This window comes from Amycolatopsis ponsaeliensis, from assembly GCF_030182635.1.
GTDB lineage: Bacteria > Actinomycetota > Actinomycetes > Mycobacteriales > Pseudonocardiaceae > Amycolatopsis > Amycolatopsis ponsaeliensis.
The window spans coordinates 110735-131115 of record NZ_JAPZLD010000022.1 but is presented as its reverse complement, the minus strand read 5'-3'; the positions used below and the strand labels follow the sequence as shown (position 1 = coordinate 131115).

The following is a 20381-nucleotide window of genomic DNA, read 5'->3' as shown; positions in this document are numbered from 1 at the left end:
GTCAGGGCCGGCAGGCGTAGATGCAGTTCTGCGGACGCGGGGATTCGAGCACGTCGACGTGCCCGAACCCCGCGTCCGCCAGCATGTCCCGCGCGGTTTCGGTGCCCCACATCGCACCGAGCGCGGCACCGCCCTCGGCCAGCGACGTCGTCGTGCAGTACATCAGGCTGATCGAGTAGCAGAGCGCCGCCAGCGGGTTGCCGACGTTCTTCGCGACGTCGCTGGAGAAGTTCGTGTCCACCATGAAGAAGAGGCCGTCTTCAGGCAGCGCGCCGCGGGTCCGGCGCAGCACGACATCCGGCCGGTCCTGGTCGTGGACGGCGTCGAAGGCGGTGATGACGTCGAATTCGCCGGCCAGTTCGGCGGCGTCCCCGACGGCGAACTCGGCGTTCGGCAGTCCCTTCGCGGTCTCCCTCGCCTGCTCGACGACGTTCGCGTTGATGTCGAGCCCGGTGAACCTCGACGCGGGGAAAGCACGCGCGGCGACGGCGACGGCGTTCCCGGTACCGCAGCCGAGGTCGAGCACGCGCACGCCGTCGGTCAGTCTCTGTTTCAGGCCCGGGACCGCTCCGAAGAAGCCGTCGACGAGGTGTTCGCGGTAGACGTGCTTCCAGCTGTCGCCGGTCTTGGCGCCGAGGGTTTCGAGGTAGGGCCCGTACGCGGACCGCGGGACGCCGCCGCCTTCGGCGAAGCTGCGTTCGAGGTCGGGCAGGATGCCGGTGAAGGCGCTCAGCGTCAGCAGCGACGGCATGAGGTTCGCCGACGTCTCGCCGAGCAGGAACTTCGCGTGCTCGGGCGGGAAGGTGTACTCGCCGGCGTCGAGGGTGAAGATGCCCCCGGTGACCATGGCGCCGAGCCATTCCCGGACGTACCGTTCACGCAGCCCGGCGCGTTCGGCAAGCCCAGCGCTGGTGGCAGGCCCTTCCGCGGCGGCGGCGAAGAGCCCGGTGCGGTGGCCGACGCCGATGAGCATGGTGAGCGCGCTGCCGGTCATGGTCGCGGTGAGGTGCGCCGCGAAGTCCTTTTCCTCCATGGGGCCTGAGCTTACCCCGTCGGGCGGACCGTCCGATGTGGACGGACTGCCCGGCAGGCGGCGGCCGGGGCGGGACGGCGCGGGAAGAGCAGGGCGGGGCGGCACGGCACGAGGCGGCGGGCGGCGCGGGGGCAGGGCGGCGCGGCGCGGGCGGCGCAATGCCAGGGCGGGGCGGGGCGGGCGGTGCAATGCCAGGGCGGGGCGGGGCGGGGCCGATGCGGGGGCGGGCGGCGCGGGGCCGGGCCCGGGGCCGGGCCGGGCCGGGCCCCTGGGCGGGCCTGGGCGGGGCCGGGCGCGGCGCGGGGCGGGGCGGGGCGGGGCGACGGGGCGGCATTCCGCGCCGCGGGTGGCTGTTGCCCCACGCCGGCGCTGCGAATGAGTCATTCGCAGCGCCGGCGTGGTCGGCGCGGGTCAGTCCTCGTCTTCGAGGCCGGCGTCGGCGAGCACCGCGTAGACGCTGCGCCGGGCGTCGGCGAGGATCTTCTTCACCTCGGCCACCTGGGCTTCGGTACCGCTGTAGCCGACCTGGGCGGCGGCGCCGGACAGCTCGCCGAGCGCGTGCCAGAGCGCGGCGAAGCGGTCGGCGCCGGGCTCGTCCTCGGGAGTCCCGTCATCCCAGAGGGCGGCGAACTCGGCTTCCCGCCCGGCAACGTGCTCCCGACCGGCATCGGTGAGCTCGGCAACGCGACGGCCGCCGGTCTCGGACGTGCGGACCAAGCCCTCGTCCTCGAGCTGCTGCAGGATCGGGTAGACGGAGCCGGGACTGGGCCGCCACCGCTCATTGGTGCGGCGCCGGATCTCCTGCATCAGCTGGTAGCCGTGCATGGGCTCTTCGGCGAGCAGCGCCAGCACGGCCGGCCGCACCGGCCGCGCCTGCGCCCGCCCACGGAACTCCCGCACGCGCTGGAACGGCCCGGCCCCGCCACCCCAGCCACCGGGCCCGCCGAAGGAACCGGGGCCCCCGGGGAAACCCGGACCACCGGGGAAGCCGGGAAACCCGGGCCCACCCGGCGCACCGGGCGGCTGAGGTGGGTGCGGCGGGTGAGGTGGGAACCCGCCGCGCGCCAGCTCAGGACCGACATCCCAGTCTTCGTGGCCGGGGTTGCCGTGGCCGGGGTGATCGCCGGGCTCGTGACCCAAGTGGCCGCCGGGGCCGCCCGGAAAACCGTGGCCCGGGTGGCCGAGGCCGCCGTGGTCGGATGGCCCGGAGTGCCCCGGCAGGCCGTGGCCCGGGTGGCCGAAGCCGCCGTGGTCGGGCGGCCCGGATTGCCCCGGCAGGCCGTGGCCCGGGTGACCCGGACCGCCGCGATCACCTGCGCCCTCGCCGTGATCCGAGCCCCCGGGATGGCCGCGACCACCCGGCCCCTCCCCCTGGCCCGCCCGACCGAGCCCCGGGTGCCCGAAGCCGCCGTGGACGTGGTGACCCCCGAACCCACCGCCGCCGCCGAAACCGCCGAACATGCGTCCCGCTCCCGCGCTCATCTCCATGACCGTCTCCTCCACTCGCCGTATCGCCGACACTACGACGATATATCGCCGTCCGATCGACGGCAACCCACTCCCCCACGCCGACAGCGAACCGAGGAAGCCAAGCCGGACCTCAAGCCCCGGACTTGACCGCCAGCGTCAGCAGCTCCGCCGCCGGGCCCGACAACCGGCGCCCCGCCGGCCACACCGCGCGCAGTACCCGGCCGAGCTCGACGCCGGCCACCGCGATCGGGACCAGCCGGCGGCCCGCCACCTCGCGCACCACGTCCAGCTCGCTGATCACCGCCGGACCGGCGCCGGCGATCACCGCGTTGCGCACCGCCGACGCCGATCCCAGCTCCAGCAACGGCTTCACCACCGACGCCCCGGCCCGGCGCAACGCCGCCTCGACCGTCTCGCGCGTCCCCGACCCCGGCTCCCGCACCACCAGCGGCGTCGCCGCCAGCTCGGCCGCCGTCAGCGGACGACGGCGGCGGGCCCACGGGTGCCCGGCCGGGACCACCACGACGAGCCGGTCCGTCGCGACCCGCCGGGTGGACAGGCCCGGCCACGGCCCCGGCGACTCGACGAACCCGAGGTCCACCCGGCCGCCCTTGACCAGGTCGGCCACGTGCTCGGAGTTCACCACCTCGAGCCCGACGTAGGTGTCCGGCCCGGTCCGCTTCACCTCGCCGATCCACGCGGGCACGAAGTGCTCGGCCAGCGTCATGCTCGCCGCGACCCGCAGCTGAGCGCCCCGCTGGGTCCGCAGCGCCTCCGCGCCCGTGCGCAGTCCGTCCACTTCGGCCAGCACGCGGTGCGCCCAGCCCGCGATCACCCGGCCGTCCGGGGTCAGCGCCGAGCCGCGCCGGGTCCGGTCCACGAGGGACAGTCCCAATTGTCTCTCCAAAGTGGACAGGCGTTTGCTCGCCGACGGCTGGGCGATGCCGAGGGCCCCGGCCGCCTGGCCGATGCTGCCGAGGTCGTCGACGAGCACCAGCAGGCGCAGCGAGTCCAGATCCGGTCCGGTCATAGCCCCAGTCTATGACCTCCCCGCGAACCGGCGGCTACCCGAACGCCCCGGCAGGAGCGACGCTGGACGCATGGCACTGACGGCAGCGAAAACCTCCGGCCTCGCGATCACGGGGCTCGGCGTCGCCGCGGCGTACGCGCTGAGCTCGGTGTGGCCGGTGGCGGGCGCGCTGACCGTCGCCGTCGTGCTGGGCATCGCCGCCGGGAGCACCCCGCTGCTCACCGAAGAACACCGGAAAGCCGTCGCCCGGATCACGAAACGCCTGCTGCGCGCCGGTGTCGTCCTGCTCGGCCTGCAGCTCGCCATCCCCACCGTCCTCGCCCTCGGCCCCGGCACGCTCGCCGCGGTGGTGCTGACGGTCGCCGTCACCTTCCTCGGCACGCTCGGCCTCGGCGAGCTCACCGGGGTGCCGCGCGGCCTCGCCTTGCTGGTCGCCACCGGCTTCTCCATCTGCGGCGCCTCGGCGATCGCCGCCATGGAGGGTGTGGTCGAGCGCGACGACGAAGACGTCGCGACCGCCGTCGCGCTCGTCACCTGCTACGGCAGCCTCGCCCTCGGCGTGCTCCCCCTGCTCGCCCACGCCCTCGGCTTGGACGCGACCAGGACCGGCACCTGGGCCGGGATCTCGGTGCACGAAGTCGCGCAGGTCGTCGCGGCGGCCGGGCCGGCGGGTGCCGCCGCGGTCGCGGTCGCGATCGTCGTCAAGCTGAGCCGGGTCGTCCTGCTGGCGCCGGTGGTCGCGATCGTCGGCGCCACCGAACGCACCCGCCGCGGCGGGCACGCGCCGCTCGTACCGCTGTTCGTCCTCGGCTTCCTCGCGATGGTCGCCGTCCGCAGCACCGGGCTCGTTCCGCAGTTCGCGCTCGACGTCGCGAAGACCGCGTCGACGCTCCTGCTCGCCGGCGCGCTGTTCGGCCTCGGCTGCGCGGTCCGGCTCGGACCGCTGCTGCGCGGTGGTGGCCGGGCGCTGCTGCTGGGTCTCCTGTCCACGCTTCTCGTGCTGGGGACCGGGTTCGGCGCGCTGGCCGCGTTCACCTGACGTTTTCCTCCCGGCCAGGTGTACGTCGTTATACGCCGGGTTGTACGGGTCTTGTACGGGCCGCGTCGACGCTACCGCCGAGACGTAGGACGTAGAACGAATCCGTAGGAGAACCCGTGAAGATCACCCGGATCGCCAGAGGCCTGCTGGCCGGGCTGCTGGGGTGCGCCGCCTTCGCCGTCCCGGCCGTCGTCGGCACCGCCACCGCGCAAGCCGACGTAGCCAGCACGCTGGTGTTCAACAAAAACACCGAGGGCCACGACTGTTACCGCATCCCCACCATCGTCAAGGCCAACGACGGCGCGCTGCTCGCGTTCGCCGAGGGCCGCAACGGCGGCGCCACCGTCTGCAACGACCTCGGCGCCATCGACCTCGTCATGAAGCGCTCCACCGACGGCGGCAAGACCTGGAGCGCGCTGCAAACGGTCATCAAGGCGAACGGCGACACGAAGGGGAACCCGGCGCCGATCGTCATCCCGGGCAGCAACCGGGTCGTGCTGCTCTCGACCATGCAGTGCTACACCAACCCCGACTGCGGCCGGGTCCCGCGCGTGTCCATCAGCGAGGACAACGGGAAGACGTGGGGCGCGCCGAAGGTGCTGACCACGGAGCTGGGCTTCGCGTCCGCGCCGAGCTGGCTGGCCACCGGGCCGTCGCACGGGATCGTGCTGACCCGCGGCGCCCACCAGGGCCGGCTGGTCGCCGGCATGAGCTACTCGAACATCGGCGCGCTGGTCTACAGCGACGACAACGGCACCACCTGGCACCTCGGCGCCACCGACAAGCCGGCCGCGAGCACGATGAACCCGCAGGAGATCAGCGTCACCGAGCTCAACGACGGCCGGGTCTACGCTGCCGCGCGCAACCAGGCGAACGACGGCGACAAGTGCCTGCTGGACGGGACGCACAACCGGGCCTTCGCGATCAGCTCGGACGGCGGCGCGACCTTCAGCTCGAAGTTCGCCTTCGCCACCGACCTCGTCGCCCCGACCGTGGAAGGCTCGACGGCCCGGATGAGCGCCACCGACACCGGCGGCAAGTACAACCGGATCCTGTTCGCCGCACCGTCCACTTGCGACCGTCGCAAGGAGCTGCGGGTGCACTCGTCGTTCGACGAGGGCGCCAACTGGACGGGCACCGCGGGCAGCCTGCTCGTGTGGGGCCAGGACGCCGCGTACTCCGACATGGTGCAGTTGTCCCAGTCCTCGGCCGGCGTGCTGTTCGAGGCGGGGCCGGAGTTCCACGCCAACGACACGATCCGCTACGCCACGATCACCGACACCGCGCTCGGCGCCCCCGCCTGCGGTGGCGGCTACAGCGTGATCGACTCGAAGCCGCTCGGCACGGCCGGCACGGTCTACCTGTCCTACAACGCGGCCAACGGCCAGAACTGCGTCGCGACGATGAAGAGCGCGGCCACCGGGACGGCCACGGCGACCTCGGCTTACCTGGAGGTCAAGGGCTCGACGCGGCAGACCGACTCCGGCTCGTTCTCCTGGTTCGCCGGCCCGGTCAAGGCGGCCGCGGCGGACAAGTGCGTGAAGTGGGGCGGCGCCACCGGCGGTGCGTCCTTCGACAGCGAGTTCGAGCACTGCAGCTGACCCCCGTGGGTGGGACCCGCCCCCTGGCCGGGTCCCACCCACCTCCCTCCCCCCTGACGGCGTGGCCGTCAGAAGCCCGTGCAGCTGGCCACCGCGAACTCCCCGGTCGCGGTGGCCGTCTTGACCTCTTTGCCGTCCACGACGACCTTGCAGGTCACCGAGCCGCCGTCCTCGCCGGTGGTCACGGTGAACGCGCCGACGAACAAGCCGGTGGCTTCGACGGTCTTCGTCCACGGCACCGTCGCGCCGGTCTCGCTCTTGACCGAACCCGCCCGGTCGAAGGTGCTGTAGTCGACGTCGGCGGTCTTCGAGTCCCCGGTCACCGAGTAGGTGATGGTGTGGTGCTGGGTGACCTGCTCGTTCACGTCGCTGATGGCCTTCCCGATCACCACCACCCACAGGATGCTCACGACCAGGCCGAGGATCGACACGACGACGCCGGCGATCGAAAGCCCTTTGTTCGTGGCCTTCCCGGCGCGCACCCGGGCGACGCCGACCGCGGAGAGGATCAACCCCAGCACCACCAGCGGCCAGGCGACCACGCCGACGAACGGGATCGGCGAGAACACCAGCCCGACCAGGCCGAGCACGAAACCCGCCGTGCCGAGGCCGTTGCGCGGCGGCGCGGCCTGCGGAGCCGGGTACTGCTGGATCGGGGTGTAGTCGGTCATCGGGGATTTCCTTTCGCCTTTGCTTGACGGCGAGCAGGAAACCAGCGGCACGGCCGTCCGCGCGTCGTCCGCGAGCCTCGACCCCGTACGACGAAAGTCGTCACCGCCGTTCCCGCGAACCGGCGGAACGGCTGAGGCGGCCGCCCGTACTCTTTCCCCATGGGACGGTCCGTGCTGGGCGTGGTGTGCACCGTGCTCGCGGTCGCCGCGAGCCTGGTGAGCGGGATCGGGAACCTGGCGCTGGAGATCAGCGTGGCCGGCAGCGACGACCTCGACCCGACCGTGGGGGCGATCCTCGGCTGGCTCCTCGGGATCGGCGCGGCGGTCATGCTCGTCTGGCGGCACCAGTGGCCCCTGGTCGTCACCGGGATCGCGATCGTGCCCCCGCTCCTGCTGCGCGCGGATTCGCTGGCCGCGCTGATCGCCCTCGCCGCGCTCACGACGTACTTCACCGGCTGGTGGCGCTGGAGCGCGGCGACGCTCGTGTTCGCCGCGACCGGGCTGGCGGTGTGGCGCGACGTCGGCCGGGACGCGGATCTGTCCCTCTCCGAAGCCTGGATCTCGACCGAAACGACCGGTGCGATGCTGACCGGCGTCATCCTCACCGCGGCCGTGTACACGGCGATCCCGCTGACCGTGGGGATCGTCCGGCACAGCCTGGCCGAGACGCGGCGGCGGAGCGTGGAGCAGGCGGCCCTGCGCGACCAGGTGGCGCGCCGCGAAGAGCAGGCGCGGATCGCCCGTGAGATGCACGACGTCCTGGGACACCGGTTGTCGCTGCTCTCGCTGCAGGCGGGTGCGCTGGAGGTCACCAGCGGCACCACCCCGGACGCGGCGGAGGCGGCCAAGACCGTGCGGACGACCGCCCGGCAGTCGCTCGACGACCTGCGCCAGGTGATCGGTGTGCTGCGCGGCTCGGGGTTCGCCGACCGGCCGTCCGGCGGGCCCGCGGAGCCACCCCAGCCGACGCTCGCCGACATCCCCGACCTGGTCACCGGCGCCCGGCAGGCCGGGCTCGCCGTCAACCTCACCGTCCTGCTCGACCAGGCGGCCACGGCGCCGCCCCCGCTCGGCACGGCTGCCTACCGGATCCTCCAGGAGGCGCTCACCAACGTCCTGCGGCACGCACCGGGAGCGCCCGCGGAGGTGTCGGTACGCGGTGCTCCGGGCGCCGGGCTGCTGATCGAGGTCGTCAACGCGCTGCCGCCGCAGCCGGTGCCCTCGCCCGGTTCCGGCACCGGCCTCACCGGTGTCAACGAGCGGATCTCGCTGCTCGGCGGCACGCTCGCGGCGGGCCGGGCCGACGAGCGGACGTTCGTGCTGCGGGCCTCGCTCCCGTGGGTGGCGGCCGCGCCCTAGGCTGGGCGGGTGAGCGTGCGCGTACTGCTCGTCGACGACGACCCGCTGGTCCGCACCGGGCTGTCCATGATCCTCGGCAGCACCCCCGACCTCGAAGTGGTGGCGCAGGCCGGTGACGGCGACGAAGCCGTCCAGCAGGTCGCGCGGCACGCGCCGGACGTCGTGATCATGGACATCCGGATGCGCCGGATGAACGGGCTCGCCGCGACGGCGGCGGTGCTCGCCCAGCCGCGGGCGCCGAAGGTGCTGATCCTGACGACGTTCGACCTCGACGAGTACGTCTTCGAGGCGCTCGCCGCCGGCGCGAGCGGGTTCCTGCTCAAGGAAGGCTCACCGCAGGAGATCATCGAGGCCGTCCGGGTGGTGGCCAACGGCGACGCGATGCTGTCGCCGCGCACGACGAAGCAGCTGATCGGCCAGTTCGTGGCGGCGCGGGCCAACCCGCGGCGGACGCGGGCCCAGGCGAAGCTGGAGCTGCTCAGCAACCGCGAACGCGAGATCGTCACGGCCGTCGCCCGGGGCAAGCCGAACGCGGACATCGCGGCGGAGCTGTTCCTGAGCGAGGCGACGGTGAAGACGCACATCACCCGCACGTTCGCGAAGCTCGACGTGAGCAACCGGGTCCAGCTGACGATCTTCGCCTACGAAGCGGAACTCGTCACACCGTGAACACCACTGTTGCGCTCGGGGCCCCGCGAGCGATGTAACCAGTATGGTCTGGCCCGAAGACGACGCACGGCACCGCGAGGTGCTGGCGGCGCTGCACGCATGGGCCCGCGAAATCGACGCCGTGCCCTACCCTCCCGGCCTGGACATCGACGCGTTGCTGGCCCGCCACTACGAAAGCCTCCACGAAGAGCCGGAGATGGCGCTGGTGGTCACGACGACCGCCGAGGTCAGCGTCCTGGCCGTCCGCGGCGAGCTCGACCTCACCGGGAGCAGGCGGCTGCGGTCCCGGCTCGCCGACGAGGTCGGCCTGGGACCGCGGGCCCTCGTCCTGGACCTGACCGGCGCGGCCCACTGTTCGGCCCGCGGCCTGGCACTGCTCCTCGAAGCGACCGGAGAAGCACGCGCCGCGGGCGTCCCGTTCGCGATCGCCGGGTGCGTGCGGGTGGTGCGCCGGGCGATCGACGCGCTGGGGATGGACCAGGCGTTGCAGCTGCACGCCACGACGGCCGAGGCGGTCGAGTGGCTCGGGCTCGTGGAACGGCTGAAGGCACTACGCTGACTTCGTGCCGGCCGAAGTGATCATCCTCAACGGCGGCTCCAGTTCCGGGAAGACCACGCTCGCCCGCGCGCTGCAAGCGGTCCTGCCCGGTGCGTGGCTCACGTTCGGCACCGACACCCTGGTCGACGCGATGCCCGGGGCCGGGACGGACATCGAGATCGGCACCGACGGCGAAGTGACCGTCGGCGAGGCGTTCCGGTCCATCGAGGCGGCGTGGATCGCCGGGCTCGCGGCCATGGTCCGCGCCGGCGCGCGGCTCGTCGTGGACGAGGTCTTCCTCGGCGGCGCCGCGTCCCAGCGGCGGTGGCTCACCGCGTTCGACGGCCTCGACGTGCTCTGGGTCGGCGTCCGGTGCGACGCCGCGGTGGCCGAGGCGCGCGAACGCGCCCGCGGCGATCGGATCATCGGGATGGCCGCGCGCCAAGCGGACCTCGTGCACCGCGGCGTGCGGTACGACCTCGAAGTCGACACGACGCACGACGAGCCGATGACGTGCGCGAAGGTCGTCGCCGCCCGCGTCCGGTGAGCTACTTCGAGCCGGCCGGTGCCGTCGCCACCGCCGACTCGCCGAACCGGATCCCCTTGGCCTCCTTGCCGATCGCGGTGAGCACGGCGACCGCGATCAGGCCGGGCACGACCGTCCACAAGAGAGCGGAGGTGTACCCGTGGGACTCCGCGATCGCCTGCTGGATCGGCAGGTTCAGCGCCGCCAGCAGGTTGCCGAGCTGGTAGGTCACGCCCGGGTAGAAGCCGCGGATCGCATCCGGCGACATCTCCGTGAGGTGCGCCGGGATCACGCCCCACGCGCCCTGCACCATGATCTGCATCAGGAACGAGCCCAGCGCCAGCATTCCGGCGCCGTGGTCGAACGCGAAGATCGGGATCACCGGCAGGCCCAGCACCGCGGCCGTCACGATGGTCCGGCGGCGGCCCAGGCGTTCCGACAGCGTGCCGAACGTCAGGCCGCCGATGATCGCGCCGACGTTGTACAGCACCGCGATCCACGTGCTCGCCGTCGCGCTGAGGCCGGCCCCGCCGTTGTCGTGGGCCTTGAGGAAGCTCGGGTAGACGTCCTGGGTGCCGTGGCTCATCCAGTTGAACGCCGTCATCAGCAGGATCAGGTAGCCGAACCGGCGGATCACCTTCGGGTTCAGCAGGACGTCCTTGACCGACGTCCGCGTCACCTTCAGCTTCTCCCGCGTGGTCTCCCAGACCTCGGACTCGCGCACCCGCGCGCGGATCAGCAGGGTGATCAGGGCCGGGAAGATGCTCAGCACGAAGATCCAGCGCCACTCGAGTTCGAGGGCCGAGTGGAACAGCAGGTACGCGAGCGCCGCGAGCAGGTACCCGATCGAATAGCCGACCTGCAGCAGGCCGGAGAAGAACCCGCGCCGCGCGACCGGGATCTTCTCCATCGCCAGCGCCGCGCCCAGGCCCCATTCGCCGCCCATGCCGACGCCGTAGACGAACCGCAGGATCAGCAGCACGGTGAAGTTCGGGGCGAACGCGCACAGCAGGCCGGCCACCGAGTACAGCAGGACGTCGGCGATCAGCGGGATCCGCCGGCCGACGCGGTCGGCCCACAGGCCGAACAGCAGGGCGCCGACCGGGCGCATCACCAGGGTCGCCGTGGTGATGAACGCCAGCTGCGTCGCCGTGGCGCCGAACGACTTGTCCTTCGCGATGTCCGCCAGGACGAACACGACGAGGAAGTAGTCGAACGAGTCCATGCTCCAGCCGAGCAGCGCCGCGAGGAACGCGTTGCGCTGGTCGGATGTAAGCGCTTTCTTGCCTGCTTCGGGCCCCGCCTGCCGATCCGTCACGTTTGCCCCGTCCCGTCGGTTCTTCACCGGAAGACCTCAGGGCTGGTCTAGCACTCACCGCCCCGCGTGGGCAAGGGTTTCAGAGCGGAACGCGGGTGCGGACGCGGCGGCCGACGTCGCGGGCCCACGCCTTGATCCGGTCCCAGTCGCGGAAGTCGCCCGCGCGCTGCCCCGACGCCATCAGCCGCGGGATCAGGCCGCGCACGCACGCCGGGTCGAGCCTGCCGCCGAAGGTGGCGGTGCGCTCCGCGTCGATGCGCGCGGCGAGCAGCGCCACGTTCGCCGGCAGGCTGACCTGCTGGCCGGCCGCACCCGGGCCGCACGGTCCGCTGTGGAACAGCCACACCGGACGCTCGGCGAGCGCCGCCGCGTTGCGTTCCAGCAACCGGACGGCCTCGGGCCGCCACCGGTGGTAGTACAGGGCACTGCCGACGACGACCGCGGCGTAGTGACCGACGTGCGCGACGTCGGCGGCGTCGCGCACGTCCACGCTCAGGCCGGCTTCGCCGAGCTCGGCGGCGATGACCTCGGCGATCTGCCGGGTTCCGCCGTGGCGCCCGGCGTAGGCGACGAGGACTGCGGTCATGCGTCCCATTGTCGGCCTTGCCGCGCCGCACTGCGGCGCGGGCCGGGCACGATCCGCCGAACGGGCGCTTCCACGTTGCTCTCCGTGGTTCCCGGCCCGCCCGGCTTACTCAGTCCGGGGACAGGAAGGCCGGCCGCTGCTCGGGATCCGGCGGGTCGTAGTAGCGGTGGAAGACGGGGGTCTGACCACCGGACAGCGGCGGGACGATCCAGCTCCAGTCGGCCGGGCACCGGCGGCCGGACTGCTCCTCGCGGTCGAGGTGGGTCAGGAACCGCCGTGACTCGGTGTGGTGGTCGGCCATCGTCACGCCGGCCGCGTCGAAGGAGTGCTGCACCGCGAGCGTCAGCTCGACCAGCGCCCGGTCGCGCCAGAGCGTGCGTTCGGACGCGATGTCCAGGCCCATCAGCTCGGCGATGACCGGCAGCAGGTCGTAGCGCTGCTCGTCGGCGAGGTTCCGGGCGCCGATCTCGGAGCCGACGTACCAGCCGTTGAACGGCGCGGCCGGGTAGGTGACGCCGCCGATCTCCAGGGGCATGTTGCTGATGGCCGGCACGGCGTGCCAGCGCAGCCCGAGCCCGGCGAACCACCGGTGGTCGGGATGGGTCAGCGGGACCTCCAGGACGGCGTCCGCCGGCAGCGTGAACAGCTGCGGATCGCCGGGGGCCGCCTCGACCAGCAGCGGGAGGACGTCGAAGGACCCTCTCCGCTCCGGCGGCCGCCACCCGAGTCTGCGCACCTGCTCGGTGAACTCGGCGTAGCGCGGGTCGCCGAGGACCGAACCGTCCTCGAAGCGGTACCCGGCGTACCGGATCAGCTGCTCGTTGTGGATGCGCGGGCCGGGCGCGGCGGGCGTGTCCGGGGCGAACACCGTGATCGTCGGCCGGATCCGGCCGCCGCGGGTGGCCTGGCGCAGGTGGGCGACGCACTCGCCGGCGATCGCGGCGGGGTCGGTGACCCGGCGCCGGTCGCGGATCCGGAGACTGTGCCAGTACAACCGGCCGATGCAGCGAGCCGAGTTGCGCCACGCGACGCGCGCGCCGTAGGCCAGCTCGGCCGCGGTGTGCCGGTAGGTGCCCGTTTCGGCGATTTCCGCGCGGACCTCCGCCAGCCGCGTCTCGAAGCGATCACCTTCTTCGGCGGCGCCTTCGGCGAACATCCGGTCCAGGAATTCTTCCGCTTCCGCGGAATTGACGCTCTGCTCCTCCGAGACGCGCTGGTAGATCGGCAGCGTGGGCGTCACCCGCTCGGGTGTAACCGTCACGACGTTACCCCACTCTCCGAAATCGCGATCTGCATCCCGACCGAAAGGTTCACCGTTCCTCCGATGGTCGCCGACAACGGGACCGGCCGGAAGTCGCTGCGACAGCAGCACCTCCGGCCAGGCCGGGGAGAGTACCCCACGTTCTCGCGCACGCAATCCACCGGACGTGAACGACGCCCCGGCCTATCCGCAATTTCCGCTCCCGCCAGCGGAAACGCTGCGAAAATAACTGCTACCAAGCGTTATTCGGACATGCCTCTGCGCATTTTCCGTCAATCGATCACAGTGGACAGTGAGCTCGTCGTGATCCTTTCTCACCGGATCTTGTTCGTCTTTTCGAGGGTATTCGGCGAACGGACTAGTCCGGCGGCACTCCCCCGTGTATCAGCACGCCCGCGCGCGACGTAGAGTCGTTTCGTGCGCAAGATCCCCGTGGTCCTCGTCGCCGGGTTCCTCGGCGCGGGCAAGACGACGCTGCTCAACCACCTGCTCGCCAACCGCGAGGGCGCCCGGGTCGGCGTCGTGGTCAACGACTTCGGCAGCGTCAACGTCGACGCGCTGGCCGTCGCCGGCCAGGTCGACACGATGGTCTCGCTCGGCAACGGCTGCCTGTGCTGCGCGGTCGACGCGAGCGGGCTGGACGCCATGCTGGGGCGGCTTTCCTCGGCCGAGGCGGGGATCGACGTCATCGTCGTCGAGGCCAGCGGCATCGCCGAGCCACGCGACCTGATCCGGCTGATGATCGCCAGCGAGAACCCGGACATCCGCTACGGCGGGCTCGCGGAGGTCGTGGACGCCGCCGAGTTCGAAGCCGCGCGGGAGCGTCACCCCGAGCTGGCCGACCACCTGCGGCTGGCCGACCTGGTGGTGCTCAACAAGGCCGACCGGGCGTCCGCCGAGGCGCTGGCCAAGGTCACCGCGACCGTCGAGGAGCTGGCGCCGGGCCGTCCGCTGCTGGTCACCTCGCGGGGGCGCGTCGATCCGCGGCTGTTCTTCGACCCGCAGCCCCGCGGCGAGCGCGTCGGCCAGCTGTCCTTCGACGACCTGCGCGAAGACGACCACTCGCAGCACCTGCACGCACGGTACGAGTCGGTGACGTTCACCGCCGAGACGCCGCTAGCCCCGAAGGCGTTCGTCGACTTCCTCGAGCGCCGCCCGGCCGGGCTCTACCGGATGAAGGGCCAGGCGGACTTCGCCGCCGACACCCGCTTCCACCTGCACACGGTCGGCGGGTTCGTGCAGCTCGAGCGGTCGGCGTGGCCGTCCGGCGCGCCCCGGCGCACGGAGCTGGTGCTGATCGGCGCGGGCCTCGACACCGACGCGGTGCTGGCCGACCTGCGTGCCTGCGTGGCGCCCGACCCGTCGACGGTCGACGAGCGCGGGCTGATGTACATCACCCGGTACCTGCCGGCCTGACGGCGAGCCGCCACGCCGAAGACCGGCAAATGCGCCCGGGTTCCGCGGGCCGCGACGGAGACTGGCGGCCATGACGACCACCGCGGTGAGCGCACCACGCTGGTACCGGGTCGGCGTGCTGCCCGAAGAAGTGCCGTTGGCGCACCTGATGACCCGCTCCGGCGACCTCCGCTACCGCCGTTCGGCGTGCGGCTCGAAGGAGTCCCGCAGCTGGAAGCCGGTGGACCTGACGACCTCGGAGGTGGCGCCCTGCCCGGCGTGCGTGGCGACGCTGCCGGCACCACCGGCGGGTCTCCGCGTCGCCCTCGGCGACGACCTGGGCCAGATGTCGCTCGACCTGGAGCTTTAGCCGAGGGCCGGCGTCACGCCGTCGAACCGCTGACCGGGAGCGCGTCGAGGCGGGCGACGTCCTGCGCGATGACGGTCAGCGCGACGGCACCGGCGTTTCTCCTCGAGCCGTGACGCGTGCAGCGGCCGAGAGGGCCGCCCAAGAACCCTCGGCCGGCCGGCGCGACACCGACCTGGGGTGGCCCGCCGCAGCCAGGCACCCGCCGCCCAGCCCAAGATCGGCCCGCACGGGTGTCCGCCCGCGAGCCACCCGCGCCGCTGCTACCCCAGGACCTTCTCGTAACAAACCGAATCCGGGTCGGCCTCGTACGGCGGGAAGTTCGGCACCCGCCGGTACCCCGCCCGCTCGTACAGCCGCATCGCCGCCGGCTGGCGCACCCCCGTCTCCAGCCTCAGCCGCACCCCGCCGATGCCGCGGGCCAGCCGCTCGGACTCCGCCACCAGCTCCGCCGACACCCCTGTCCCCCGCGCGTCCGGCGCCACGAACATCCGTTTCAGCTCGTACACGCCCGGCCCGACCGGTTCCACCGCGCAGCACCCGATCGCCCGCGAACCCTCGCGCGCCAGCAGGTAGCGGCTCGCCGGGGCCAGCGGCCGGGGCCGGGTGTCCGGCGGCAGGTCGTAGACCACGACCAGCTCGGCCGTCATCGCCGTCATCAGCGCGAGCAGGAACCCGTCGTCGGCCGGGCACTCGGCGACCGTCGCCACCTCACGCCTTCTTCGCCCGGCTCGGCGCGACCCGGGGCGGCTCGTTCGGCATCTTCGGGTACACCGGCGGCCACGGCGCGTCCATCAGCCCGTTCGCCATGTCCGCCTCGGACATCTCGAGCAGCGGCTCGATCGACTGCGGCCGCTCCCCCGCCCCGGCCCACGGGTCGCCGCGCTCGGCGACCCGGGCCGGCACCGTGCTCAGTGTGAACGCGTCGGGCTCGACGCCATCCAGCTCGTCCCACCCGATCGGCGTCGACACCTGGCCGCCCACCCGCGGCCGCACGCACCAGGTGCCGAACACGGTCTTGTGCGGCGCGTTCTGGTTGAAGTCGACGAACACGCGCGAACCGCGTTCCTCTTTCCACCACTGCGCCGTGATCTTCGCCGGGTGCCGCCGCTCCAGAGCCCGTGCCAGCGCGACCGCCGCGGCCCGCACCTGGAAGCCGTCCCAGCGCGGTTCGAGCATCACGTACAGGTGCAACCCGCGCGAACCGGACGTCTTCAGGTGGCCTTCGATGCCGTGCTCGGCCAGGAACTCCCTGGTCAGCACCGCGGCCTCGCGCAACTCGTCGAACCCGATCCCGGGCGACGGGTCGAGGTCGACGCGCAGCTCGTCGGTCACCTCGGGCGTGTCGGCCAGGTACGGCCAGACGTGGAAGCCGAGGCAGCCCAGGTTCACCGCCCACAGGATGTGGGCCAGGTCCTTCGCGACCAGCGCGTCACTCGTCGTGCCATTCGGCGTCGAGACGACCGTGGTGTTCAGCCACGGCGGCGCGCCCTTCGGCACGCGCTTCTGGAACCAGTTCTTGCCGCCGGCGCCGTCCGGATAGCGCTCCAGCAGCAGCGGACGGCCGCCGAGCCGCGCCAGCAACGGCCCGGAGATCGCCCGGTAGTACTCCACGAGGTCGAGCTTCGTCTCCCCGTGTTCGGGGAAGTAGACCTTGTCCGGGCTGGTGATCTTGACCTCGACGCCGTCGACGTCGAGCAGCATCGCCTCGCTCATCTCGCCTCCCCGAACAGCTTCGCGAGCTCGGCGGGCGGCGCCTCGTCGAGCTGGGCGTACGTGCACGACTCCGGTGTGCGGTCCGGCCGGAACCGGACCAGCCGCCCGCCGTGGCGGAACCGGCCGCCCTGCAGGTGCTCGTAGCGCACCTCCGCCACCCACTCGGTTCGCAGGGGCTCCCAGGTCAGCTCCTTCTGCGGCGCCCACCGGCTGTTCGCGCCCGGCCGGCGCCCCGGCTCCGGCTCGTACTCGGCCCACGACCGCCACGGGTGGTTCTCGAGCGCGTTCTCGCGCAGCGGCGCCAGCTCCTCGACCAGCTCGGCCCGCCGTGCCTTCGTGAAGCTGCTGGCGACGCCGACGTGGTGCAGCACGCCTTCGTCGTCGAACAGGCCCAGCAGCAGCGAGCCGACGCCCACACCGTCCTTGTGCCAGCGGAACCCGGTGACGACGCAGTCGGCCGTGCGCTCGTGCTTGACCTTCAGCATGACGCGCTTGTCCTGCTCGTACGGCAGGTCGGCGGGCTTGGCCATGACGCCGTCGAAGCCCGCGCCCTCGAACCGGGTGAACCAGTCCTCGGCCTGGGCGGGGTCCTCGCTCAGCGGGGTCAGGTGGACGCGCTGCAGGCCCTCGGCCGCGGTCGAGAGAACGCTCTCCAGCTGCTTGCGCCGCTCGCGGAACGGCTCCCCGGTGAGGTCGTTGTCGCCGAGGGCGAGCAGGTCGAAGGCGATGAAGCTGGCCGGCGTCTCCTCGGCGAGCTTGCGCACGCGCGAAGCCGCCGGGTGCAGCCGCAACTGCAGCACCTCGAAGTCGAGCCCCTGCGGCGTGACCAGCACGATCTCACCGTCCACGACGCAGCGGGGCGGCAGTGCGGCGGCCAGCAGCTCCACCAGCTCCGGGAAGTACCGGGTCAGCGGGCGGTCGTTGCGGGAGCCGAGCTCGATCTCGTCGCCGTCGCGGAACACGATGCAGCGGAAGCCGTCCCACTTGGGCTCGTAGAGCAGCCCCGGGGTGCGGGGCACCTCGTGCACGGCTTTCGCGAGCATCGGCCGCACGGGCGGCATCACGGGCAGGTCCACGCCGGCGATCCTAATTGACCCCACCGACATTTCTCGGCGTGATACACACTGTCGGTGACCACCGAACGTCCCGAACCGCCGCTGGTCGGGGGCGAGCGCGAAATGCTGCGCACGTTCCTCGACTTCCACCGCGCCACTCTCGCCATGAAGTGCGACGGACTGTCCGACGAGGACCTCCGCCGCGCGTCGAGCCCGCCGTCCACGCTTTCGCTGCTCGGCCTGGTCCGGCACATGGCCGAGGTCGAGCGCACCTGGTTCCGGCGGGTGATCGATGCCGAGGACATCCCGCTGCGGTGGTCGGCCGAGGGCGACTTCCAGGCGGCCTACGACGCGAGCACGTCGACGCGCGCGGAGGCGTTCGAGGCGTGGCAGACCGAGGTCGAGCACTCGCGCAAGATCGAGGAGGCGGCCGAGTCCCTGGACGTCACGGGGCACCAGGCACGCTGGGGCGAGGACGTCTCGCTGCGGCTGGTGATGCTGCACATGATCCACGAGTACGCGCGGCACAACGGCCACGCCGACTTCCTGCGCGAAGCCATCGACGGCGTCACGGGGGCCTGATGGACGTGCTCGCCTGGCTGCGCGACTCCGACCCGGCCCTGCGCTGGCAGGTGGAGCGCGACCTGGCGGGCGAGCCGCCTGACGTCTGGGAGGCGACCCGGGCGCGGGTGGCCACGGAGGGGTTCGGCGCCCGGCTGCTCGCGCTGCAGGACCCCGACGGCCAGTGGGCGGGCGGCGCGTTCTTCCCGGCGGGCTTCCGAGGCGGCGAGGCCCAGCCCTGGACGGCGACGACGTGGACGTTGAACTCGTTGCGCGAGTGGGGCCTGGACGCTTCGGCACTGCGGGGAACGGCCGCGTTGCTGGCCGCGAACAGCCGGTGGGAGTACGAGAACCTGCCCTACTGGGACGGCGAAGTCGACTGCTGCATCAACGCCTGGACGCTGGCCAACGGCGTGTGGCTGGGCGCGGACGTCGCGGGGATCGCCGACTGGTTCGTCTCCCATCGGCTGCCGGACGGCGGCTGGAACTGCGAGTGGGTCGAGGGCGCGACCCGTTCGTCGGTCCACTCGACACTCAACTCCTTGAAGGGCCTGCTCGCGTTCGAGTCCGCGACGGGCGGCACCGACGCGTCGCGCGAGGCCCGCCTCGCCGGCGAGGAGTACCTGCTGGAGCGCGGGCTGTTCCGGCGGCTTTCGACGGATGCGCCGATCGCGCCGTGGGTGGGCGAGTTCGCGTACCCGATCCGCTGGCACTACGACGTGCTCAACGCGACTTCGTACTTCCGCGACGCGGACCGGCCGGACCCGCGCCTGGCGGAGGCGATCGACCTGATCCGCGCGGCGCGGCAGCCGGACGGCACGTGGCTGCAGACCGAGCGGCACACCGGCCGGGTGTGGTTCGCGGTGGACGCCCCGCCGGGCGAGCCGTCGAAGTGGCTGACGCTGCTGGCGACCCGGGTGCTGACCTGGTGGGACGCGGCCCGCTAGAGCTCCGCCAGCACCAGCCCGCTGCGCGGCTTCGGCGTGAAGTAGGTGGCCTTCCGCGGCATCCGGCGCCCGGCCGCGTGCACCGCGAGGACGTCCGCGTACCGCACCGGCGCGAGCAGCACCACCGCGTCCGCGTCGGCCGGCGCGGGGCGGCCCGCGGGCAGCGGCTGCACGCACGGCCCGTCCGGATCCACCCCGAGCGCCTCGGCGAACAGGACCCGCTCGACGATCTCGTGGTCGATCACCGGCGCCGGCTCGGGCAGCTCCGGGAGCGGGACCCGCAGCACCGCCGAGCCGGCGCGGACCACCACCTCGCCCGTGACGGCCACCGCGTGCTCGTCGTACCGGACGTCCAGGCCGGCCGCGCACCACCGCGACACCAGGTCCTCGGGGCCGAGCCCGGTGCCCGTCAGGACCCGGTTGATCGCGCCGATCCGCAGCTGCGGGCCCGCCGTGACCAGGGCCAGCAGCGCATCATGGCCGGCCGCCGATGCCGCGGCCACCCGGTGGTTGCCGTCGGCGACCAGCAGTTCGGCGGCGGCGACCGCGGCCAGCAGCCGGCTCTGCAGCGGGCCCGCCGGCACCACCCACAGCTCGTGCCGCCGCCCGGCCGCGTCCGAAGTGGACAGATCGGGCAGGCCGAGGCCGGCACAGGCCCGTTCGACCTGCTCGGTCAGCAGGTCGCCGCCGGACGCCGGCACGAGCATCGCCGCGCTCGTCGCGCAGCCCAGGCCCGACAATACGGCCGCGCGCTCGGCGACGACCTCGGCGTAGACGTCCTCGGTGTGCCGGACGCGCGCGGCGCCGTCGTCGGTCACCGCCGCCGGGTCGACCAGGCACAGCAAGCCGAGCGCGGCGCCGTCCGGCCCTTCGATCCGGTAGGGCGCGACGAACTCGCGCACCGGCCGGTAGAACCGCTTGCGGAGCCGTTCGAGCACGGCCCGCGCGACCGGGACCGCCGCGGTCAGGTCGAGGCCGCGCGCCAGCGCCGCGGGCGTGCGGGCCGGGTGCTGCACGGCCAGCAGGCTGTCCACGGCACCGGGCGCGGCCAGCGCCGCGACGACGCGGTCGGGTTCGGCGAACTCGTCGACGTCGGGCCCGGGTACCGCGTCGCGGACCACCCACCCCTGGCCGATCGGCCTGATCCAGTCGCTCATCGCACCCATCTTCCGCGCATCGCACTGTGACGGAAATTCACTGGGGTACTCCGCACCCGGATGGAATGCTTAGGATTGCAAA

General features: G+C 72.7%; 22 protein-coding genes. 11 read left to right on the top strand and 11 right to left on the bottom strand.

Annotated features, from left to right (window positions below; translation table 11 throughout):
• Position 1: 1 nt before the first annotated feature.
• Positions 2–1033 (bottom strand): class I SAM-dependent methyltransferase, encoded by a 1032-nt coding sequence (locus tag QQ657_RS30240; RefSeq protein WP_284745661.1) that lies wholly within the window; start codon positions 1031–1033, stop codon positions 2–4.
• Positions 1034–1444: 411 nt separating this feature from the next.
• On the bottom strand, positions 1445–1933 hold the full coding sequence (locus tag QQ657_RS30235; protein ID WP_284745660.1) for a PadR family transcriptional regulator: 489 nt from the start codon (positions 1931–1933) through the stop codon (positions 1445–1447).
• A 141-nt stretch (positions 1934–2074) separates the two neighbouring features.
• Between QQ657_RS30235 and QQ657_RS30230 the strand changes: the two genes are divergently transcribed.
• Positions 2075–2650, top strand: a complete 576-nt coding sequence (locus QQ657_RS30230; RefSeq protein WP_284745659.1) for a hypothetical protein — start codon at positions 2075–2077, stop codon at positions 2648–2650.
• On the opposite strand, the gene QQ657_RS30225 is transcribed toward QQ657_RS30230, so the two are convergent.
• Positions 2634–3533, bottom strand: a complete 900-nt coding sequence (locus tag QQ657_RS30225; protein ID WP_284745658.1) for a LysR family transcriptional regulator — start codon at positions 3531–3533, stop codon at positions 2634–2636. The two genes, QQ657_RS30230 and QQ657_RS30225, sit on opposite strands and share 17 nt — an antisense overlap.
• Before the next feature lie 70 nt (positions 3534–3603).
• Between QQ657_RS30225 and QQ657_RS30220 the strand changes: the two genes are divergently transcribed.
• Both QQ657_RS30220 and QQ657_RS30215 read left to right on the top strand, forming a co-directional pair.
• A complete protein-coding gene (locus QQ657_RS30220; RefSeq protein ID WP_284745657.1) occupies positions 3604–4572 on the top strand; it encodes a YeiH family protein in 969 nt (322 codons plus the stop codon).
• Between the two features lie 116 nt (positions 4573–4688).
• Positions 4689–6173, top strand: coding sequence for a sialidase family protein (locus tag QQ657_RS30215; protein WP_284745656.1), 1485 nt, complete (start codon positions 4689–4691; stop codon positions 6171–6173).
• A 68-nt stretch (positions 6174–6241) separates the two neighbouring features.
• On the opposite strand, the gene QQ657_RS30210 is transcribed toward QQ657_RS30215, so the two are convergent.
• Positions 6242–6844 carry an MmpS family transport accessory protein gene (locus QQ657_RS30210; RefSeq protein WP_284745655.1) on the bottom strand — a complete coding sequence of 201 codons (603 nt, stop codon included), beginning with the start codon at positions 6842–6844 and terminating at the stop codon, positions 6242–6244.
• A gap of 159 nt (positions 6845–7003) precedes the next feature.
• Between QQ657_RS30210 and QQ657_RS30205 the strand changes: the two genes are divergently transcribed.
• The 4 genes from QQ657_RS30205 to cpt are packed head-to-tail and all read left to right on the top strand — an operon-like array spanning position 7004 to position 9957.
• Complete coding sequence (locus QQ657_RS30205) at positions 7004–8203, top strand: sensor histidine kinase (protein ID WP_284745654.1); 1200 nt, start codon at positions 7004–7006, stop codon at positions 8201–8203.
• A gap of 9 nt (positions 8204–8212) precedes the next feature.
• Complete coding sequence (locus QQ657_RS30200) at positions 8213–8872, top strand: response regulator transcription factor (RefSeq protein ID WP_284745653.1); 660 nt, start codon at positions 8213–8215, stop codon at positions 8870–8872.
• A 43-nt stretch (positions 8873–8915) separates the two neighbouring features.
• Positions 8916–9431, top strand: a complete 516-nt coding sequence (locus tag QQ657_RS30195; protein WP_284745652.1) for an STAS domain-containing protein — start codon at positions 8916–8918, stop codon at positions 9429–9431.
• Positions 9432–9435: 4 nt separating this feature from the next.
• Complete coding sequence (cpt, locus tag QQ657_RS30190; RefSeq protein WP_284745651.1) at positions 9436–9957, top strand: chloramphenicol phosphotransferase CPT; 522 nt, start codon at positions 9436–9438, stop codon at positions 9955–9957.
• Position 9958: 1 nt separating this feature from the next.
• Here the strand turns inward: cpt and QQ657_RS30185 are convergent, their stop codons facing one another.
• The 3 genes from QQ657_RS30185 to QQ657_RS30175 all read right to left on the bottom strand — a co-directional run bounded on the left by QQ657_RS30185 (position 9959) and on the right by QQ657_RS30175 (position 13080).
• Positions 9959–11254 carry an MFS transporter gene (locus QQ657_RS30185; protein ID WP_284745650.1) on the bottom strand — a complete coding sequence of 432 codons (1296 nt, stop codon included), beginning with the start codon at positions 11252–11254 and terminating at the stop codon, positions 9959–9961.
• 79 nt (positions 11255–11333) lie between these two features.
• On the bottom strand, positions 11334–11840 hold the full coding sequence (locus QQ657_RS30180) for a flavodoxin domain-containing protein (protein WP_284745649.1): 507 nt from the start codon (positions 11838–11840) through the stop codon (positions 11334–11336).
• 109 nt (positions 11841–11949) lie between these two features.
• Entirely contained in the window at positions 11950–13080 is a 1131-nt protein-coding gene (locus tag QQ657_RS30175) for a nitric oxide synthase oxygenase (RefSeq protein WP_434056795.1), read from the bottom strand.
• Positions 13081–13518: 438 nt separating this feature from the next.
• On the opposite strand from QQ657_RS30175, the gene QQ657_RS30170 reads away from it, so the two are divergent.
• Together QQ657_RS30170 and QQ657_RS30165 are read left to right on the top strand one after the other, a co-directional pair.
• Positions 13519–14517 (top strand): CobW family GTP-binding protein, encoded by a 999-nt coding sequence (locus QQ657_RS30170; protein WP_284745647.1) that lies wholly within the window; start codon positions 13519–13521, stop codon positions 14515–14517.
• A gap of 70 nt (positions 14518–14587) precedes the next feature.
• Positions 14588–14866: a hypothetical protein gene (locus QQ657_RS30165; protein ID WP_284745646.1), complete on the top strand. Its 279-nt coding sequence runs from the start codon at positions 14588–14590 to the stop codon at positions 14864–14866.
• Between the two features lie 260 nt (positions 14867–15126).
• Here QQ657_RS30165 and QQ657_RS30160 read toward each other — a convergent pair whose 3' ends face one another.
• From QQ657_RS30160 to QQ657_RS30150, 3 genes are read right to left on the bottom strand one after another with little or no spacing between them, the layout of a single operon-like run.
• Entirely contained in the window at positions 15127–15573 is a 447-nt protein-coding gene (locus QQ657_RS30160; protein ID WP_284745645.1) for a GNAT family N-acetyltransferase, read from the bottom strand.
• Position 15574: 1 nt separating this feature from the next.
• Positions 15575–16579: a non-homologous end-joining DNA ligase gene (ligD, locus tag QQ657_RS30155; RefSeq protein ID WP_284745644.1), complete on the bottom strand. Its 1005-nt coding sequence runs from the start codon at positions 16577–16579 to the stop codon at positions 15575–15577.
• On the bottom strand, positions 16576–17655 hold the full coding sequence (locus tag QQ657_RS30150) for an ATP-dependent DNA ligase (RefSeq protein ID WP_284745643.1): 1080 nt from the start codon (positions 17653–17655) through the stop codon (positions 16576–16578). The genes ligD and QQ657_RS30150 overlap by 4 nt, the downstream gene beginning before the upstream one ends.
• 54 nt (positions 17656–17709) lie before the next feature.
• On the opposite strand from QQ657_RS30150, the gene QQ657_RS30145 reads away from it, so the two are divergent.
• Both QQ657_RS30145 and QQ657_RS30140 read left to right on the top strand, forming a co-directional pair.
• Complete coding sequence (locus tag QQ657_RS30145) at positions 17710–18216, top strand: DinB family protein (RefSeq protein ID WP_284745642.1); 507 nt, start codon at positions 17710–17712, stop codon at positions 18214–18216.
• Positions 18216–19142: a squalene cyclase gene (locus tag QQ657_RS30140; protein WP_284745641.1), complete on the top strand. Its 927-nt coding sequence runs from the start codon at positions 18216–18218 to the stop codon at positions 19140–19142. The genes QQ657_RS30145 and QQ657_RS30140 overlap by 1 nt, the downstream gene beginning before the upstream one ends.
• Here the strand turns inward: QQ657_RS30140 and QQ657_RS30135 are convergent.
• Positions 19139–20299 carry a DUF1015 family protein gene (locus QQ657_RS30135; RefSeq protein ID WP_284745640.1) on the bottom strand — a complete coding sequence of 387 codons (1161 nt, stop codon included), beginning with the start codon at positions 20297–20299 and terminating at the stop codon, positions 19139–19141. The genes QQ657_RS30140 and QQ657_RS30135 overlap by 4 nt on opposite strands.
• Positions 20300–20381: the final 82 nt, after the last annotated feature.

What these genes read in the sequence shown, in the direction of transcription:
- QQ657_RS30165 (WP_284745646.1), top strand. Translation starts at nt 14,588, where the DNA reads ATGACGACCACCGCGGTGAGCGCACCACGCTGGTACCGGGTCGGCGTG.
- QQ657_RS30180 (WP_284745649.1), bottom strand. Translation starts at nt 11,840, where the DNA reads ATGACCGCAGTCCTCGTCGCCTACGCCGGGCGCCACGGCGGAACCCGG.
- QQ657_RS30210 (WP_284745655.1), bottom strand. Translation starts at nt 6,844, where the DNA reads ATGACCGACTACACCCCGATCCAGCAGTACCCGGCTCCGCAGGCCGCG.
- ligD (WP_284745644.1), bottom strand. Translation starts at nt 16,579, where the DNA reads ATGAGCGAGGCGATGCTGCTCGACGTCGACGGCGTCGAGGTCAAGATC.
- QQ657_RS30240 (WP_284745661.1), bottom strand. Translation starts at nt 1,033, where the DNA reads ATGGAGGAAAAGGACTTCGCGGCGCACCTCACCGCGACCATGACCGGC.
- QQ657_RS30205 (WP_284745654.1), top strand. Translation starts at nt 7,004, where the DNA reads ATGGGACGGTCCGTGCTGGGCGTGGTGTGCACCGTGCTCGCGGTCGCC.
- QQ657_RS30220 (WP_284745657.1), top strand. Translation starts at nt 3,604, where the DNA reads ATGGCACTGACGGCAGCGAAAACCTCCGGCCTCGCGATCACGGGGCTC.
- QQ657_RS30140 (WP_284745641.1), top strand. Translation starts at nt 18,216, where the DNA reads ATGGACGTGCTCGCCTGGCTGCGCGACTCCGACCCGGCCCTGCGCTGG.
- QQ657_RS30195 (WP_284745652.1), top strand. Translation starts at nt 8,916, where the DNA reads ATGGTCTGGCCCGAAGACGACGCACGGCACCGCGAGGTGCTGGCGGCG.
- QQ657_RS30225 (WP_284745658.1), bottom strand. Translation starts at nt 3,533, where the DNA reads ATGACCGGACCGGATCTGGACTCGCTGCGCCTGCTGGTGCTCGTCGAC.
- QQ657_RS30135 (WP_284745640.1), bottom strand. Translation starts at nt 20,299, where the DNA reads ATGAGCGACTGGATCAGGCCGATCGGCCAGGGGTGGGTGGTCCGCGAC.